Consider the following 17729-nt stretch of genomic DNA (forward strand, 5'->3'; position numbering starts at 1 on the left):
CCTACCTATGAGTCAAGAGCAAGACCAGACGCGCGGCGCCAACGCCGGCGAGAACGGTACGGCCGTGACCGGAGCGGGCAGCTCGCAGGATGGCCGTTTGGCTGCCGGCGAAAACGCCAATACGCTGACCACCCGCCAAGGCCACCCAGTCTACGACAACCAGAATCTGCGCACCGTGGGCAACCGCGGCCCCGCTACCCTGGAGAACTACCAGTTCCTGGAGAAAATCAGCCACTTCGACCGCGAGCGGGTGCCCGAGCGGGTGGTGCACGCCCGTGGCGCTGGTGCCCACGGCATCTTCGAAGCCTACGGCAAAGTGGGCAATGAGGCCATTGACAAATACACCCGCGCCAAGCTGTTCAACACACCCGGCAAGGAAACCCCGGTGTTTGTGCGCTTCTCCACGGTGGGCCACGGCGGCCACTCGCCCGAAACCCTGCGCGACCCACGCGGCTTCGCGGTGAAATTCTACACCGAAGACGGCAACTGGGACCTGGTGGGCAACAACCTGAAGGTGTTCTTCATCCGCGATGCCCTCAAATTCCCGGACCTGATTCACTCGCAGAAGCCCGACCCGGTACACAACCGCCAGACCGGCGAGCGCATTTTCGACTTCATCAGCAACACGCCCGAGGCCATGCACATGGTGTCGTTCCTGTTCTCGCCCTGGGGCATTCCGGCCAACTACCGCCAGATGCAAGGCTCCGGCGTGAACACCTACAAGTGGGTGAACAAGGAAGGCGTAGGTGTGCTGGTGAAATACCACTGGGAGCCCCTGCAAGGCATTAAAAACCTAACGCAGTCGGAAGCCGAAGCCATTCAGGCCAAGAACTTCAACCACGCCACCCAGGACCTGTTCGACAACATCAAGGCCGGCAACTTCCCGCAGTGGGAGCTGCGCGTGCAAATTATGAGCGACGACGAGCATCCGGAGCTGGACTTCGACCCGCTCGACGACACCAAAATCTGGCCCGAAGACCAGTTCCCGCACCTGCCCGTGGGCAAAATGACGCTGAACCGGAACCCCGAAAACTACTTTGCCGAAGTGGAGCAAGTGGCCTTTGGTACCGGTGTCTTGGTCGATGGCCTCGATTTCTCGGATGACAAGATGCTGCAGGGCCGTACGTTCTCGTATTCCGATACACAGCGCTACCGCGTGGGTACCAACTACTTGCAGCTGCCCATCAACGCGCCCAAAAAGCACGTGGCCACCAACCAGCGCGACGGCCAGATGGCCTACCACGTAGACTCGGCCCCCGGCCAGAACCTGCACGTGAACTACGAGCCCAGCAGCCTGCAGGGCCTGAAAGAGTCGCCCCGCGCCGGTGCCGAGCACATGCCGGCCTACGAGGGCCGCTTGGTGCGCCAGGCCATCGACCGCACCAACAACTTCAAGCAAGCCGGTGAGCGCTACCGCCTGCACGAAGACTGGGAGCGCGACGACCTCATCAACAACATGACAGGCGCCCTCGCTGATGCAGCTCAAGTCATCCAGGACAAGATGATTGACCTCTGCTCCCAGTGCGATGCTGACTGGGGCCGCCGCCTGGCCGAGGGCCTGCAAAACGCCCGCAACGGCAAAGCCGGCGCCACGCAAGCCAATGAAAGCAAAGCCTCGGCAGCCGTGCATGAAGCCGAAGCCATTGCACACGAAGCCAAGCCGTACTAGTTACGGTTGTTAGCTCAATAAAAAAGGGCACCCAATTGGGCGCCCTTTTTTATTGAGCTAACAACCGTCATGCTGAGCGCAGCCGAAGCATCTCGCGTGCAACAGTAATCAAGCTAGCTCAACGAAGCGGTAGAGATGCTTCGACAGCGCCCAGCATGACGGGCATTATGGTTGTTTTCTAATCCTACAGATTCTGCAGCACGAAATTGGTCATCTGACGGTAGAGGTGCAGCGAGGTGTTGCCGCCCCGGATGCCGTGGTTGCGGTTGGGGTAATACAGCGTCTGGTAGTCCTTGTTGGCCTTAATCATGGCATCGACGAAGGCAATGGAGTTCTGGAAATGCACGTTGTCGTCGCCGGTGCCGTGCACGAGCAAGAACTTGCCTTTCATATTCTGGGCAAACTGTACGGGCGAGTTTTCGTCGTAGCCGGCAGGGTTTTCCTGGGGCGTTTTGAGGTAGCGCTCGGTGTACACGGTGTCGTAGTAGCGCCAGTTGGTAACGGGGGCTACGGCGATGCCCATTTTGAACAGGTCGGCGTTTTTAGTCATGGCCAGCGAGGTCATGTAGCCGCCGTAGCTCCAGCCCCAGATGCCGATGCGCGACTTATCAACGAAAGGCAGCGTGCCCAGATACTTCGCGCCCTCGGCCTGGTCAATGGTTTCGAGCTTGCCTAGGTTGGCGTAGGTGAGCTTGCGGAAATTGCTGCCGCGCGCCCCGGTGCCGCGGTTATCCACCGACACCACGATGTAGCCCTTCTGGGCCAGCAACTGGTGCCAGAGGTAGTTGGTGGTCGAAATGCCGCCGCCGGTGTTGTCGGCCACGGTTTGCGAACCCGGGCCGCCGTACACGTACATCAGCACAGGGTATTTTTTGGCGGGGTCGAAGTTGCTGGGCTTCAGCATGGAGCCGTTCAGCTCTGTGCCCTCACTGGTTTTGAAGGTGAAGAATTCCAGCTTGCCCAGGTCGTACTGGGTCAGCGTCTGGCGCAGTTTGGCGTTGTCTTCCAACGTTTTCACCAGCTTGCCGCTGGCTCCCTCGCGCAGGCTCACCACCTGCGGCACGCCGGTCGACGAATGGATGTTGAGGAAATACTTCGTGTCGGGGCTCATGTTCACGGCATCGGTACCGTTGCCCGCCTCGCTCAGGCGCTGCTTGCCCGAGCCTTTCAGGTTGACGCGGTACAAGTGGCGCTGCAGGGGCGAGCCCTCGGTACTGGTGAAATACACAAACCCGGCTTTGGGGTCGAAGCCGTTGATGGTCGTAATTTCCCAGTTGCCCTTTGTGAGCTGGCGCAGCTGCTTGCCGTTCATGTCGTGCAGGTAGAGGTGCTGGTAGCCGTCCTTTTCGCTGGTGAATAGGAATTGCTTGCCGCCTGGCAAATAGCGCAGGTCGTCGGTGATATCGACGTAGGCCGGGCTGGTATCGGTCAGCACTACTTTGGTGTTGCCGGTGCTGGCGTCGGCATGCAGAATTTCGAGTTTGTTCTGCAAGCGGTTCAGGCGCAGAATGCTGAGGGTATTGGGTGCCGTGGTCCACTGCACGCGGGGGATGTATTGGTTGGGCTCGGGTCCCACGTCCATCTTCACAGTACGGGCGCTGGCTACGTCGTAGCTACTCACGCTTACGACCGAGTTTTTCTCGCCGGCTTTGGGGTATTTAAAGCGGTTTTCCTTGGGGTAAAGACTTCCCCATTCCTGCATGTCGTACTCGGGTACTTGGCTTTCATCGAAGGTGTAGAAGGCAATCTGCCGGCTGTCGGGCGACCAGAAGAAGCCCTGTGCGAAGGTGAATTCCTCCTCGTACACCCAATCGGCCGAGCCGTTGATGAGGTTGTTCTTCACGCCGTTGGTGGTTACGGCAGTTTCCTTCATGGTGGCCAGGTCGGTCACAAACACGTTGTTGTCGCGGGTGAAGGCCACGCGCTGGCCGTCGGGCGAGAAAGTGGCGTAGCCCTGCTTGCCGCCGGCGCTCAGCGGCGTCAGCTTTTTGGTGCCGCGGTCAAACACGTAGTAAGTGGAGCGCGCGCTATGCCGGTAAATGGGTTCCGTTTCGGTGGTGAACAGAATTTTCTGCTCGTTCGCATTGAAGGAGTAGCCATCTACCTCCAGGGGTTTGGCGGCACCGGGGAGTTGCAGGTCGGTGGCGGCTACCAGCGTTTGCAGGGCCTTGCCGGTGGTCACTTCGTGCTGCACGAGGCTGCCGCCTTCCAGCGCCGAGTAGTACCGGCCGTCGTTCATCCAATTGAAACCCGGCACACTGGCCGAACGGAACGTAGGCTTGGCCCAAATGTCTTCCAGGGTCAGCGGCAGCTTTTGCTGGGCGTGAATGGGGGAGGAGGTGAAGCCTGGCAGCAACGCTGGGCCGTTGGCGGCCAGCAAGGCGGCCAGCGCAAAAAAACGAAAACGCATAAAAGGGAAAAGCGTGAGCGAAATAAGGGAGGGAACTGAACGTTAAAGATAATACCCGCTGGCAGCAAGGTCGCAGGCCGGGTGGCTCCCGTTACCTTTGCCCTATGCGTTTTCGCCTCCTGTTGCTTTTCCTGCCCGTGCTCCTGGGTGCCTGCTCTAAAACGGCGACCCCCGTCCAGCTTGATTTTATCGGCACCACCACCCTCACGTCCGGCAACAAGGTGGTGAACCCCACCGATACGCTCACCACCCGGGCCTACGCCGTGGGCAACGATAACCTGCTCAAGCGCCTGCGCATCGCCGTTACCTACAAACCAGGCCCCGAGCCCATCCTCTACCCGGTGCCCATCTCTGGCTACGACCCCAAAACCGGGCCGCCCGAGAAGGAAATCGTGTACCTCGACTCGCTCCTAAACCCCATCGTGGGCTCAAACAACGATTCGCCCAAAGGCGGGGAGTTTCTATTCGAGAACCGGTTCTCAGCGCGCTCGACTTCGGGTACCGAACTCTGGCAATACACCGCTACGGATGTCGCCGGCGAAACGGCTTCGCGGGCCTACCGGCTCACGGTGCGCAAAACAGATTCTGCGGCCGTGTACCATAACTATACTACCGTGCTGCGGCCCGTGCCCCGCACCGACACCACCCGCGCCGCCCGTAGTACCCGGGCCCGCAGCCGCGTGTTCCTCAACCTGCGCTATGGCCTGCTGCTGCCCAAGTATGCCCTCCTGAACCAGGAAAACTCCCTACAAAGCAACCAGCCGCTCATCGACCTGATAGCCCTGTCCAGTGACGGCACCACCGTCAGCCTCAGCGCGCCAGCCGACACCCGGGTCCTGGTCCTCAACGCCGCCAGCTGGCCGGTGGCCAACCGCCGCGCCACCGAACTGCGCGCCACCAGGCTAACCCTTGCTGAATTCAGCACCGCGACGACAGCCGCAGCTTTCAACGCTGCCTTTACCAACGGCACGGCATTTTCCGACCCCTTGACCACGGGTACGCTGACCAAAAACCAAGTGATTGCCTTCCGCGTCGCCGAAGGCACGGCCACTCACACTGGCCTGCTTCTGGTTTCCGATGTGGTGCTGGGCACCGCGCCCGCGCTTTCCTGCTCGGTGAAGGTGCAGAAATAGCCATTTAGTACGCACGAAAAAGGCGTCCTCCGTACGGAGGACGCCTTTTTGCGTAGCATCGTGGGCAAGCTGCTAGAAGGTGATGCCTGCCGTGAGGCTGGTGGTAAAGCGGTTGTTGTCGACTTTCACCACTGGCTGCAGGCCATTGCCCAAGGTATAGGGCGTGTAAGTCTGGTCGAAGGAGGTGTACACTGCGGCGGCGTCGAGGAAGAAGTTGCCCTGGCGCAGGCCCAGGCCGCCGGTAAAGAAATTCTGGGCGCGCTCGCCGTTGGTATCGGCCTTGTAGGGGTCGCCGTAGCGGGCATAGCCCAACCGCACCCGAAACACGTCGAAGCGGCCCTCGGCGCCCAGGCGCACGTTGACGGCATCCTTGTAGCGGGCCTGGATGTCGCTGTTTTCAGCGCTAAACGAACGGGTGTCGCCGTTGGGGTCCTGCGAGTCGTTGTGCAGGCGGGCCTGACCGTAGCCCACGTATTCTACGTCTCCGGTCACGAAGCCGTGCTTGCTCAGGGTATAGGCCACTCCACCGTTGGCCCGGAAGGGCGTGGTTAGGGTATAAGCGTAGTCGTTGGGCAGCGCATCTACCGTAGTTGTTCCGATAGGCCCAGCGGGCAAGGAAGTCGAGACGATGTCGGTGCCCTGGGCACTGAACGTGGTGGTGATGCTGGAATTAAACGTGTCGGAAAGCCGCATAAACGTGGGCGTCTGAATGGAGGCGCCCACCCGCAAGGCATCGGTAGCCCGGTAAATAGCCCCGAGGCGCGCATTCAAACCCGAGCCGGTGGTTTTCAGCTCGTCGCGCAAGGTGTAGCTCGCCAGGTGGGTGGTGGGGTCGGTTTCGGTCTCGGTGAATTCCCGCACCCGGGTGAAGTTCGACGTGACGATGCCTACGCCAATGCCCAGGTACAGCCGGTCGCGGTAGCTGGCGCCATAGCCCAGGTCAAACTGCGACATCGAACCCTTCGACGAAATGAATTCCGACTGCCCAATGGGACCGCGGCGCACCCGCGAGCCCACCGAGTCCTGGCCCGTGGCGCCCGGCCGGCGGGTTTTGAAAATGCTGGTCAGGTAGGCCCCGTAGGCCAGGCCGTCTTCCGAGGTATAGTCGCCGGAATTTCCCTGGGCCCGCAGGTCGTCGAAGTAGCCCTGGCTGCCCAGGCCGCGCAGCGAGGCCAAGTACGACTGGTTGTCGCCCGAGATGATACGGCCATTCACGGTCCGGTCGTTGAGCTGGCCGGTGTAGCGGGAGGCCGTATTGAAATCGGCCAGCCGGGTAAAGCCAATGCCGAAAGAGCCGGCCCGCCAGTTGGTGCTTTCGTCGCTGTCAGGGTGCCGGGTGGTGAACACCAAGCCGCCACTGGCCACGTGCAGGCTGTTTTTGTCCTCGCTTTGCGCGCCCAGGGTGTTGTCTTCGATGCGGGCTTCGCTGCGCCCCACGCCGATGCCCGGGGTGAAATGCACCTCCGACTTCTGGTACATGCCCAGCCCGGCCGGGTTGCTGGTGAGGTTGCCGAAGTCGGCCCCCAGGGCGACGTTGGCCCCGCCGATGCCCAGCGTGCGGGCCGGCCCGCCAAACTGCAAGCGGGAATAGCGCAGCGCATCGGTGGCGCCTTGGGCAAAAGCGTGGCTGGCCTGCCCAACTACGAGGGCCAGGCTAAGCCAAATTATCCGTTTTTTCATGGGGTGGGGTAGGAAGAAAAGGAGCCGGCCGTTGGGCCGGCTCACTTGGGGAGATATGTCGCAGGAAGGGGCGCAGTCAGCGCTTAGTCGGGCCGGCTGCGGCTATGGCCACCGCCGCCACTGTTGTTAGAAGGGGCGGAGTACGAGGGCTGGCTGGAGCGCTGGGGCTGCTCGTACGACTGCTGCCGTTGGGGCTGCGGCTGCTCATAAGCGCGCTGCTGTTGCTGAGGCTGCTCGTAGGAGCGTTGCGGCTGCTGCGGCTGTTCGTAAGAGCGCTGGCGGGAAGGCTGCTCGGTGGCCTGGCCCCCGCTGTTGCTCGGCTCCGTGAGGATGTTTTGGAAGAAGCCACCCCGGCGCCGCTGGCCTTCCTGAGGCTGCGCCCGGTCGTTGCTCTGGGGTGCGGCCTCATCGTTGCGCCACCGGCCGCGGCTGTTGTCGCGCGTTACCTGGCCGCCCTCGGTGGGCTGGCTCATGTCGCGGTACACGGGCTGCTCGGTGCGCTCCGGCCGGCGGGGTTCGTTGTAAGCGTTGCGGCCGGGCGTCGATTCAGTGGGCTGAGGAGCCGCAGTTCCCTGCGTGCGTACTCGGCCTTCGTTGGGCGCAGAGGTGTAAGGTTGGGTCGTTGGGTTGGGCATGGCCACGCGGTCATCGTTCCGCACGCGGCCGTTGCCGGTACCGGTTGTGCCGGCGCCACCCGGGTTGCTCACGCTGCCACCCGACGAGTAACGGTCATCAGAAGAGCGGTCGGTGCGGTGGCCGGAAGTGCGGGGACGAGCATTGTCGCCGCCCGAATACCGGTTCCCGTAGCTGTAGTTGTTGCCGCCGTAGTAGCTGCTGCCGTAGTAAGCGCCCCGGCCATAGTAGCCGCCGTAGAAGGGGCTGCTGTAGTAGAATGGGTCATAGAACCCACCGCCGTAGCCGTAGCCATAGGGCCGGGCATAGCCATAGTAGACACTGCCGTAGCCATAGGGCCGCCCAAAACCAAGGCTGATGCTAAGACTTGAGCCATAGCCGTAGCCAAACGGGCTGTAGATGGGGCTGTAAAACGGGTCGCAGAAGGCGTAGGGCGAAAAGCCGCAGGCGCCGGCTCCCCAGCCATAGCCGTAGCCGCCGGGGTAGCTCAGACTAGTGTAGGGGCTATAGGGAGTGTAGTACGTGACGCCGGGGCCGTAGCCCGGCACGCCGCGCATGTAGGTATAGGTATTGTCGTAGTACTGGTCCGAGCCGCTGTTTTGGCGTGCCGACGGCTGGTTGGAGTTGCCGTTGTAGTCGGGGTTAGCGGCTTCGTTGGTGCTGGCCGGCGTCGGGGCCGTGCTCACCACCGCCGTGGTATGGTCTTTAGAAGAATAATAGACCCCATCGTCTTCCGACGAAGCGAGGCCCGCAGTGCTCGCACAGCCACCCAACGCGAGCAAGGCCAAAGCGGGCAAAAAAGCGGTGAGCAGGTTTTTCATGACTGAAAACTAAAGAGTGGGGAGGCTTACGGTAAAGTAACGACGCAAACGGGGGAAGCTGAATGAAGGAACAGTACTCCGCAATAGATCAACAAGCAGCCAGCACGAAGAAAGTTGCCACTGCCCACCTAGTGCGGGCAATCCAGCAAATAGACTCAATGCTATGTCCGCGCATTAGTAACGTAATTTGACCCCGAAACGGTGCCACTGGGTTAGGTCAAATCTTGTACCAGAATTTGGAACTATTTCAATTAATTTTAAGATGCCTCCCATGAGCAAAAAGTTGCCCACCCGCCAAGAAGATTATTCGCTTTGGTACAATGAGTTAGTGAAGCGTGCCGGGCTCGCCGAAAACTCGGCCGTGCGTGGCTGCATGGTTATCAAGCCCTACGGCTACGCCATCTGGGAAAAAATGCAGCGCCAGCTCGACGATATGTTCAAGCGCACTGGCCACGAAAATGCCTACTTCCCCATCTTCATCCCGAAAAGCCTGTTTGAGGCCGAGGAGAAAAACGCCGAGGGCTTCGCCAAGGAATGCGCCGTGGTAACGCACTACCGCCTGCAAACCGACCCGGACAACCCCGGCAAGCTGCGTGTAGACCCGGCCGCCAAGCTGGAGGAAGAGCTGGTGGTGCGCCCCACATCGGAGGCCATCATCTGGAGCACCTACAAGAACTGGGTGCAGAGCTACCGCGACCTGCCTTTGCTCATCAACCAGTGGGCCAACGTAGTGCGCTGGGAAATGCGCACCCGCCTGTTTTTGCGCACTGCCGAATTCCTGTGGCAGGAAGGCCACACGGCCCACGCCACCGCAGAAGAAGCCGTGGCCGAAACCCGCCAGATGCTCGATGTGTATGCCGAGTTTGCCGAAGAGCACATGGCCCTACCCGTTATCAAGGGCGTGAAAACCCCCAACGAGCGGTTTGCCGGTGCCGAGGATACCTATTGCATCGAGGCGCTGATGCAGGACGGCAAAGCCCTACAGGCCGGCACCAGCCACTTCCTGGGTCAGAATTTCGCCAAGGCGTTTGACGTGACCTATGCCACCAAAGAAGGCGGCCTGGAGCACGTGTGGGGCACCAGCTGGGGTGTGAGCACCCGCCTAATGGGCGCCCTCGTAATGGCCCACTCCGACGACGAAGGCCTGGTGCTGCCGCCCAAGCTGGCCCCGATTCAGGTGGTCATCGTGCCCATTTACAAGACCGGCGAGCTCGACGCGCTGCTCGAGCGCATCCGGCCCATTCAGCAGGGCCTCATCGCGCGCGGGATTGCCGTGAAAGTGGACAGCCGTGACACCGAGCGCCCCGGCTTCAAGTTTGCCGAGTGGGAGATGAAGGGCGTGCCCGTGCGCCTGGCCATTGGCGCCCGCGACCTCGACAATGGCACCGTGGAGGTAGCCCGCCGCGACACCAAGGAGAAAATGAGCTTGCCGCTCGCCGATATTGTGGCCAGCGTCGACCAGCTGCTCAATGACATTCAGCTCAATATTTACGCCAAGGCTAAGAAGTTCCGCGAAACCCACACCACCCGCGTGGATAGCTACGACGAGTTCAAGCGCGTGCTCGACAACGAGGCGGGCTTTGTGCTGGCTCACTACGACGGCACTTCCGAAACCGAAGAGCGCATCAAGGACGAGACCAAAGCCACCGTGCGCTGCCTGGCCCTGAACGAGCCCGACGAAGACGGCGTGTGCATGGTGACCGGCAAGCCAAGTACGCGCCGCGCCTACTTTGCACGGGCATACTAAACAGTTTGCTTAAGCAAATACCTGAAATTTAATACTTAGTTATTAGCGTTAAGCGCTACCTTAGCAAGGTAATGGGCTGCGCAATTGCGCAGCCCTATTTTTTTCTCCTTTTCCTTGCTATGCGTAAACTTCTATTCATTCTGATACTGTCAGCAACTTTTGCTGGCCACGCCCAAACGCTCACCCCCCTCGCGGTGCCAACCAGAGCAGCGGCGAAACTTGAGAAGGTTCTAAAAAAGACCCAAGACGGGTTGGTAACCGACAAGCGCCCCGCCTCTTTGCCCGTGGAGGCGCGGCCCGCCCTTAACCGCATTCTGGTGCAGTCCACCACCGAATTTTTGGCCATCACCTCGAATAATCCCACCAAGGAGGCCTATTTACAAACCCTGGATTCCGGCTTAAACCAGCTCAACCCACTGGTGAAGAAGGTGGAAGAGCGCCAGGACCTCGCCGTCTACTACCAGGCCTTGCTGGATATTGTGGGACTAAAAAGCTCCGAAGGTCTGCTCACGGCCTTTGTGGAAAAGAAGCCCACTTCGGCCAAGCGCTAGGTAGCCTGGAAGCTGGCCACTGCGTATCTTTAAGTAACCCATTTCTGTACGCCCATGCCTTGGCTCACTATTGCGATGCTGCTGTTGTTCGGCCTGCTGTTTGTGGCGGCTGAAGTCATTTTCATCCCCGGAACCACCGTGGTGGGCTTCGTCGGCTTTGCGCTGCTGGTGGTGGGCATATGGATGGGCTACCGCGACTTTGGAACGCCGGTGGGCCACTACGCACTGGGCGGCGTGGTAGCGCTGGCCGGGCTGATAGTGTACGTGGGGCTGCGGCCCAAAAACCTCGCGCGGGTGGCCCTCAACAGCGTGAATACTGCGGCGGTGAAGGATGTGAGGTGGCCTGACGTGGCGCCCGGCACGGTGGGCCGTACCCTTTCGGCGCTGCGGCCGTCGGGCACGGCACTGTTTGGGGCCGAGCGGCGCGAAGTGGTGACGCGGGGCGAATTTGTGGCCACCGGCAGCCAGGTGCGCGTGTTGGGAATTGAGCACAACCGCATTATAGTAGCAGCTGCATAGTTGGGTGTAAAATTCTGCGCTACCTTACGGCATGAATTTCCCCTTATTTCCATTGGCGGTAGCAGCCGTTGTGCTGCTCGTGTTCCTGTACTTTTTCCCCATCAGCCTGTGGGTCACGGCTATTTTTTCGGGGGTGCGGGTGAGCTTGTTTCAGCTGGCTTTCATGCGGGTTCGGAAGGTGCCGCCTTCGCTCATCGTCAATTCGCTAATTACGTCTACCAAGGCCGGCTTGCAGCTGACCGCCAACGACCTGGAGACGCACTTCCTGGCCGGGGGCAACGTGCCCAGCGTCATCAAAGCCCTGATTTCGGCCGATAAGGCCAATATTCCGCTCACCTTCAAGCAGGCCACTGCTATCGACCTGGCGGGCCGCAACGTGTTTGAGGCCGTGACCACCAGCGTGAACCCAAAGGTGATTAACACGCCCAACGTGGCGGCGGTATCGCAGGATGGCATTCAGCTCATTGTTATTGCCCGGGTTACGGTGCGCGCCAATATTGCCCAACTGGTGGGCGGTGCCGGCGAAGAAACCATTCTGGCGCGGGTAGGCGAGGGCATCGTGACCAGCATCGGCTCGTCGAAATCGCACAAGGAAGTGCTGGAAAACCCGGATAAGATTTCCAAGCTGGTGCTCTCCAAAGGCCTGGATGCGGGCACGGCGTTCGAAATCCTGTCCATCGACATTGCCGACGTGGATATCGGAGAAAACATCGGGGCCAAGCTGCAAATGGACCAGGCCGCGGCTGACTTGCGCGTGGCCGAGGCCCGCGCAGAAGAGCGCCGCGCCATGGCCGTGGCCGTGGAGCAGGAAAACCGCGCCAAAACCCAGGACGCCAAGGCCCGCGTGGTCGAAGCCGAGGCCGAAATCCCCAAAGCCATTGCCGAAGCCTTCCGCAGCGGTAACCTGGGCGTGATGGACTACTACAAAATGCGCAACGTGCAGGCCGATACCGAAATGCGCGATTCCATTGCGAACCCCGGCGGTAGTGGCAGCGGCAGTATCAAGCCGGGTAGGGAAGAAGGGCGGCAGAGCTAACGTCCCGTTTGTCATTGCGAGGCCGCAGGCCGTGGCAATCCGTCCTCTCCCTGCAACCAGCCCCTGAGTTGTGACAGGCCCAAATAAAAAAGCCCCGGCTCTGAGCAGAGCCGGGGCTTTTCACATTAGGAGGCTAGTCGCTGAGACCAGGACGGATTGCTTCGCTGCGCTCGCAATGACAGACAGTAAGCTAAGCGCAGGGCTTACTTCTTCGTGATGGTAAACTCTACGCGGCGGTTCTTGGCCCGCGTTTCCTCTTGGTCGTTGCTGGCAATGGGCTTGGTGCCGCCGTAGCCCTCGGTGGTGATGCGGCCGCCGTTGATGCCGTGGCTGCTGAGGTATTTCTTCACCTCATTCACCCGGTCCTGGCTCAATTTCAGGTTGAGAGCAGGGTCGCCCTGGTTGTCGGTGTGGCCCGAGATTTTGATTTCTACCGTGGGGTAGTCCTTCATAATCCGGATGAGACGCGCCAGCTCGGGGTAAGAGCTGGTGTTCAAGTAGTACTTACTCTGCTGGAAGAAGATGTTATTCAGCTTCACCGTCTGGCCCACATTGAAGGGCACGAGGAACAGGTCCTCCTTCTGCTCCGAGTATTTGTCCTTGGCCGTTACGTCGAGGTTGGCGTTTTCGGCGAGGTAGCCTTTGGCTTCGGCGCGCATGCCATACTGCACGCCGCTGGGCAGCACAATGGTGTAGGAACCGTCGACGGGGTCGGTTTCGGTTACCCCGATTTCTTCACCCGTGAGCAGGTTTTCGTAGTGAATGATGGCGCGCACGGGCTTCTTGGTATTCACGTCGAGCACGCGGCCGGTTACCAGCGTCACCACTTCGGGCTGGAACGCGGGGGCCAGTGAGATGCGGAAGATGTCCTTGGAGTTGTCGATGCCATTGCGCGACGACACGAGGTACGCATCCTGGCCGGCAGCCGAAATGGTGTAGTAAGCGTCGAAGTCAGGCGAGTTCACCACCGGGCCCAGGTTGCGGGGCGGGCTCCAGTTGGTCCAAGTATCGTCGAGGCGCTTCGTGTAGAAAATGTCCGATTTGCCGTAGCCGCCGCGACCTTCGCTGGCGAAGTATAGGGTCTTATCGTCGGCGGCCAAGAAGGGGGCAAAGTCCGACTTGTCGGTGTTCACGTTCGGGCCCAGGTTCTTGGGCTTGGTCCAGGCATTTGGAGCATCGGGCACGGGGAAGCTCACGAAGATGTCTTGGCCGCCTTTGCCGTCGGGGCGGTCCACGGCCATCAGCAGGGCTTTGCCCGAAGTGGCCAGGAAGAAATCGACGTGTTCTTTGTCGTTGTTGATAAAGTCTTTGATGTCCTGCGGTACGGGCTGTGTCCAGCCCATGCGGGTGCGCTTGCTGAGGCTGCAGCCCAAGGGGTCGAGGGTGCCGTCGCGGTTATAAATGTTGATGAGAATGGCGCTTTGGCCATTGGCCGACACCGAGGCGAGGCCGTTGGGGTCGTCGGGGGTGTTCACGGGGCTGCCCAGGTTTTTGGCCTGGTTCCAGGTTCTGTTTTTGCCGCTGGCCAATGTAGAGTACCACACGTCCTGCGGGTCGCGGCTGCCGCCCACGTTGCCGGGGTGGCTCTGGCGGGCGAAGTACAGCGTGCGGCCGTCGGGCGAGATAACGGGGTGCGTGTCGACGTAGCGCGTGTTTACGTTCGGGCCCAGGTTCACCAGCGACGAGTCGAACTGCGTGGAGAGCACCGCGTCGGGGCCTTTGGGCGCGTCAAAGGCCTTTTTTACCATGGTGGAGGCCACGTCGGCGATGCCGATGGCGTCAATCTGGTTCACGCCTTCCACCTTGCCGGTGTTCATGCGCACCACCACGCCCAGGGTGCGGTATTCGGCCGCGGGGAAGCGCACTTCCAGGGTGCGGAAGGGCTCGGGCAGCGGGCCGGGGTTGTCGTTGGAGTACACCTCGTGGTGCCCGCCTTTGGTATCTACCAGCTCAATTTTGGTGATGGAGCCGGGGTTGAAGTTCTCCACCACGGTCACCTGCTGGGCAGCTATTGAGCGGGCAAAGCGAACCTCGATGAACTCGTTGGGCCCTTCTTTTTTCGGAATCCAGGCGTCGTTGCTGATTTGGCCCAGCGGCAGGGCATTTGGCGTGCTCAGTACCTGAGATGGAGAGAAGGGCTCCTTGCCTTCCGATTTCTGCGACGACACCGCTACCAAGCGGGCTGCCCACAGTACGTGTTGCGCTTGAACGGTGGGGGCGGCCAGGAGCAACAGCGCTATCGGCCCAAGGGCCAATAGGCGAGACACAAAGGAATTAATCATAGAAGGAATAGCAGAAAAAGTAAAACTTCAGGGGCATGGCTGGCCAGATTATCAGCGCAGTAGCAGGCCCAAGCGGCTTTATTTACAGCTAACCTAATGAAAAACTAGTTCCCGGGCCACATTGCGCCGTGCATTGCCGTCCCGCTGCCGCTTCTTAAAACAGTTTGATACGGCTTGTTTGTAGCTGATAATGAAGTGGTTTTAGGCGCGTTTGGGCCATGGCGGGGCAAGGCGCCGCGCCTTGGCTGGGTGCACGGGCAAGGGCGGAATTTTGCTGGTTACGCTGGCGCTTGGGCCACCCGCCGATGCTCGTGGGCAGTCGCGTCGTTGCCGGCCGCTGCACTACCCGCCTGGCCACCGACCATGATAGCCGGTTGGCCAAGCGGAGTGCTGTACGGCAGCATTCCTTCGGAACCAGAATGTCGTCAGGCGGGTACTTCCATCGGCAGCACGCGCAGCAGCTCTTCCAGTCCCTGGGCCAGCTGTTCGGTTGCGCTTTGGCGTTCGGCTTCGGAGCTGGTTGCGGCTTCCAGACATTGGAGCAAGGGTGCCAGGCCGGCGGCCCCGAGCAGCTGCAGCGAGGGCCGCAGCTTGTGGGCCACAGCCGCCGCGGTGGGCCATTCGGCCGTGGCTTGGGCTGCGCGCAGGTCGGCTACGCTGCCGGGTGTGTTGGTGCGGAAGGATGTCAGAATGCGGTTCATGAAGGCCGTATTGCCGCGGGCCGTTTGGTGCAGCAGGGCCAGGTCGAAGGGTGGTTTTGCCTCGGGTGGAGCCGCGGTTGGGCTGGCTGCTGGGGTCGTGGCAGGTTCGCTCGGCGGTGCGGGAGCCTCCGCCGGAGGTGCATCGGGAAGGGAATCCGGGCGCGGTAGATCCACCAGGGGCCCAGGGGCGCCCGCAATCAGGGAGGCCAGCTTGCTGAGCAACTCGGCTTCGTCGAACGGCTTGGGCAGGGTGTCGTTCATGCCCGCGGCGGCATACTTTTCCGCATCGGCCCGGAAGGCGTTGGCCGTAAGGGCGAGGATGGGCGTGGCGGCCCGCGCAGCATCGGGGTAGGCGCGGATGTGGGCCGTGGCTTCCAGGCCATTCATGCCTGGCATCTGGATATCCATGAGGATGACATCGTAACGGCTTTGCTCGAATAGCACCAGGGCTTCGACGCCACTGGCGGCTTCGTCGACGATTACGCCGTGGCTTTCCAGCAGCAGTTGGGCTACTTCGCGGTTCACGGGATTATCCTCTACCAGCAGCACGCGGCGGCCCCGCACAGCCGCTTCCTGCACCGGCACCACGGGGCCCATGGCCGTACGCCGAGCCTCGGCGCTGGCTTTGGGCAGGGTCGTAATGAATGAAAATGAGCTGCCTTGCCCGTGCTGGCTTTGCACCGTGAGCCGGCCCCCCATCTGGGCCACCAGTGCCCGGCTGATGCTCAGGCCCAGGCCCGTACCCCCAAACTGCCGGGTGGTGTCGGCGTAGGCCTGGGTAAACTCCTGGAAGATGCTCTCCAGCTTGTCGGGCGCAATGCCAATGCCGCTGTCCGTCACCCGGAACTCGGTGGTGAGTGTGTCTTCGGTTTCGCTCACGAAGTACCCGCCCACCGACACCGTGCCGCCCGACGGCGTAAACTTGATGGCGTTCGACAGCAGGTTAATCAGAATCTGGTTGAGCCGGTACGAATCGCCTACCACCCACGGCAGGGGGCAGGAGTCGCGCAGCAGCGTGCCTACCACCCGGATGCCCTTTTCCTGCGCCTGTATCACCAGCGGCTCGGCCGCCTTGCCCATCGAATCGCAAAGGTTGAAGGCCGACTGCTCCAAATCCAGCTTGCCGGAGGTGATTTTGGCCATGTCGAGTACGTCGTTCACCACGTTGAGCAGGTGGCGCCCCGAATGCTGGATAATGGCGGTGTAGTTGCGCTGCTGCTCGTTGAGGCCGGTCTTGACGAGCAGGTTGGTCATACCCAGCACGCCATTTAGCGGCGTCCGGATTTCGTGGCTCATGTTGGCCAGAAAATTCTCGCGGGACGTGGCCGCGGCTTCGGCCGCGTGCTGGGCGTTCTTGAGGTCCGTGATGTCAGTGCTCACGCCGAGTACCTGGGCCGTACCGTCGGCCAGCACCAGCGGGCAGCGCACCGTCTGGTACCAGCGCGCTTCGCCATTGGCCAGCTTCACCGAGGTTTGAATGGTCAGCTGCTCGCCGGTGCGGAGGACTTGCTGGTCGGCCTGCATCGAGGTTTGGAGTTCCTCTTTGCTCAAGGCCGCCTCCATAGAGTCGACGTTTGCCAGTTGGCTCACGCGGCTGCGCAGGGCCACCATCTCGGCGTTCTCAAATATGGTGCGTCCTTCGGCGTCGCGCACCCAAATTAGGTTGGGGTTGAGGTCCAGCACTAGGTTGGTGAACGTTTGCTGGGCCAGCGCCTGGGCCTCGCTCTGGCGGGAGCGCGCCTCGGCCTGGCGCCGGTTCGTGATGTCGAGGCCGTAGCACATCATTTCCCGCAGCACCCCGTCGGCCCCAAAGATGGGCTGGTAATAACACTGCCAATAAATGGCGATTTCGCCGGTGGGCCCGGGCCAGCGCTCTTCCCAGCTCACCACCTCGCGGTTGGTCACCGCGCGCTCAAACAGGCGGCGCCGGCGCACGGCCAGCGCGGGAGGCAAGCCTACGTTGGCGCAGTGGTCGGCAAAATTCAGCCCCACGCGCGCTTTCCGCAGCGCCGGGTCGGGTTCGGCGTAGGGGTTCACGTAGCGGTAGCGTTGGTCGGGGTCGAGTACCGTCACCACGGCCGGCAAGTGGGCCAGAATGGTTTCGTAGAACTCGCGCTGCTCGCGGGTATCCTGCTCGGCCTGCCGCTGCGCGGTCACGTCGGTGAGGTACAGCATGGCAACGCCCTCTTCCGGCACCGGCACCGCAAACAGTAGAAACTGCAGGCCGTTGGCCAGCAAGTCGCGTTGCAGCTTCTCGCCGCTGCGCAGCGCTTGCATGGCCGCCTGCATCAGCTGCGGGCGCACCCGCGAGGGCCCTTTGGCTTGCAGCTCATCGGCCAGCATGGCCGCCGCGGGGTTGGCGTACAGGAGCTCCCCGGCAGCACTTAGCCGCAAAATCGGATTCGGGTTGAGCTGGGGGATGCGGCCGGCGGTGCGCAGCCGGGCCGCCTCGGCCTTGGCCTCGGCACAGCGTGTGCGTTCGGCCAGGAGCAGGGCGCGGAGTTCGGCCGGGTCGTCCGGCAGGAGCGAGGAGTCATTAGCTGTCAT

Annotated in this window: 11 protein-coding genes; 6 read left to right on the forward strand and 5 right to left on the reverse strand. The window is 61.4% G+C overall.

Going from position 1 to position 17729, the window contains the following annotated elements; translation table 11 throughout:
• Nucleotides 1-7: 7 nt before the first annotated feature.
• The gene (locus LJ738_RS11540) at nucleotides 8-1669 is read left to right on the forward strand and encodes a catalase (RefSeq protein ID WP_227786468.1); all 1662 of its coding nucleotides are present in this window, start codon (nucleotides 8-10) and stop codon (nucleotides 1667-1669) included.
• Between the two features lie 184 nt (nucleotides 1670-1853).
• Here the strand turns inward: LJ738_RS11540 and LJ738_RS11545 are convergent, their stop codons facing one another.
• Nucleotides 1854-4079 (reverse strand): S9 family peptidase, encoded by a 2226-nt coding sequence (locus LJ738_RS11545; protein ID WP_227786469.1) that lies wholly within the window; start codon nucleotides 4077-4079, stop codon nucleotides 1854-1856.
• A 104-nt stretch (nucleotides 4080-4183) separates the two neighbouring features.
• Between LJ738_RS11545 and LJ738_RS11550 the strand changes: the two genes are divergently transcribed.
• Nucleotides 4184-5212, forward strand: a complete 1029-nt coding sequence (locus tag LJ738_RS11550) for a hypothetical protein (RefSeq protein WP_227786470.1) — start codon at nucleotides 4184-4186, stop codon at nucleotides 5210-5212.
• 72 nt (nucleotides 5213-5284) lie between these two features.
• Here the strand turns inward: LJ738_RS11550 and LJ738_RS11555 are convergent, their stop codons facing one another.
• Nucleotides 5285-6892, reverse strand: coding sequence for an OmpP1/FadL family transporter (locus LJ738_RS11555; RefSeq protein WP_227786471.1), 1608 nt, complete (start codon nucleotides 6890-6892; stop codon nucleotides 5285-5287).
• 83 nt (nucleotides 6893-6975) lie between these two features.
• Nucleotides 6976-8346 (reverse strand): hypothetical protein, encoded by a 1371-nt coding sequence (locus LJ738_RS21505; protein WP_302716070.1) that lies wholly within the window; start codon nucleotides 8344-8346, stop codon nucleotides 6976-6978.
• 271 nt (nucleotides 8347-8617) lie between these two features.
• On the opposite strand from LJ738_RS21505, the gene proS reads away from it, so the two are divergent.
• The 4 genes from proS (at nucleotide 8618) to floA (ending at nucleotide 12199) form a co-directional block, all read left to right on the forward strand.
• On the forward strand, nucleotides 8618-10093 hold the full coding sequence (gene proS / locus LJ738_RS11565) for a proline--tRNA ligase (protein WP_227786472.1): 1476 nt from the start codon (nucleotides 8618-8620) through the stop codon (nucleotides 10091-10093).
• A 119-nt stretch (nucleotides 10094-10212) separates the two neighbouring features.
• Nucleotides 10213-10644, forward strand: a complete 432-nt coding sequence (locus LJ738_RS11570) for a DUF4844 domain-containing protein (protein ID WP_227786473.1) — start codon at nucleotides 10213-10215, stop codon at nucleotides 10642-10644.
• A 54-nt stretch (nucleotides 10645-10698) separates the two neighbouring features.
• On the forward strand, nucleotides 10699-11163 hold the full coding sequence (locus tag LJ738_RS11575) for an NfeD family protein (RefSeq protein ID WP_227786474.1): 465 nt from the start codon (nucleotides 10699-10701) through the stop codon (nucleotides 11161-11163).
• 31 nt (nucleotides 11164-11194) lie between these two features.
• Nucleotides 11195-12199, forward strand: a complete 1005-nt coding sequence (gene floA / locus LJ738_RS11580) for a flotillin-like protein FloA (RefSeq protein WP_227786475.1) — start codon at nucleotides 11195-11197, stop codon at nucleotides 12197-12199.
• A gap of 203 nt (nucleotides 12200-12402) precedes the next feature.
• Here floA and LJ738_RS11585 read toward each other — a convergent pair whose 3' ends face one another.
• Together LJ738_RS11585 and LJ738_RS11590 are read right to left on the reverse strand one after the other, a co-directional pair.
• The gene (locus LJ738_RS11585; RefSeq protein WP_227786476.1) at nucleotides 12403-14481 is read right to left on the reverse strand and encodes an OmpA family protein; all 2079 of its coding nucleotides are present in this window, start codon (nucleotides 14479-14481) and stop codon (nucleotides 12403-12405) included.
• 425 nt (nucleotides 14482-14906) lie between these two features.
• Nucleotides 14907-17729: a response regulator gene (locus LJ738_RS11590; protein ID WP_227786477.1), complete on the reverse strand. Its 2823-nt coding sequence runs from the start codon at nucleotides 17727-17729 to the stop codon at nucleotides 14907-14909.

This window comes from Hymenobacter plasmatis (assembly GCF_020711255.1).
In the GTDB taxonomy this organism is placed as follows: Bacteria; Bacteroidota; Bacteroidia; order Cytophagales; family Hymenobacteraceae; genus Hymenobacter.

Bases quoted from the DNA above. Each gene is read 5' to 3' on its own strand.
- LJ738_RS11540 (WP_227786468.1), top strand. From the start codon at position 8: ATGAGTCAAGAGCAAGACCAGACGCGCGGCGCCAACGCCGGCGAGAAC.
- LJ738_RS11550 (WP_227786470.1), top strand. From the start codon at position 4,184: ATGCGTTTTCGCCTCCTGTTGCTTTTCCTGCCCGTGCTCCTGGGTGCC.
- proS (WP_227786472.1), top strand. From the start codon at position 8,618: ATGAGCAAAAAGTTGCCCACCCGCCAAGAAGATTATTCGCTTTGGTAC.
- LJ738_RS11555 (WP_227786471.1), bottom strand. From the start codon at position 6,892: ATGAAAAAACGGATAATTTGGCTTAGCCTGGCCCTCGTAGTTGGGCAG.
- LJ738_RS11575 (WP_227786474.1), top strand. From the start codon at position 10,699: ATGCCTTGGCTCACTATTGCGATGCTGCTGTTGTTCGGCCTGCTGTTT.
- LJ738_RS11545 (WP_227786469.1), bottom strand. From the start codon at position 4,079: ATGCGTTTTCGTTTTTTTGCGCTGGCCGCCTTGCTGGCCGCCAACGGC.
- floA (WP_227786475.1), top strand. From the start codon at position 11,195: ATGAATTTCCCCTTATTTCCATTGGCGGTAGCAGCCGTTGTGCTGCTC.
- LJ738_RS21505 (WP_302716070.1), bottom strand. From the start codon at position 8,346: ATGAAAAACCTGCTCACCGCTTTTTTGCCCGCTTTGGCCTTGCTCGCG.
- LJ738_RS11585 (WP_227786476.1), bottom strand. From the start codon at position 14,481: ATGATTAATTCCTTTGTGTCTCGCCTATTGGCCCTTGGGCCGATAGCG.
- LJ738_RS11570 (WP_227786473.1), top strand. From the start codon at position 10,213: ATGCGTAAACTTCTATTCATTCTGATACTGTCAGCAACTTTTGCTGGC.
- LJ738_RS11590 (WP_227786477.1), bottom strand. From the start codon at position 17,729: ATGACAGCTAATGACTCCTCGCTCCTGCCGGACGACCCGGCCGAACTC.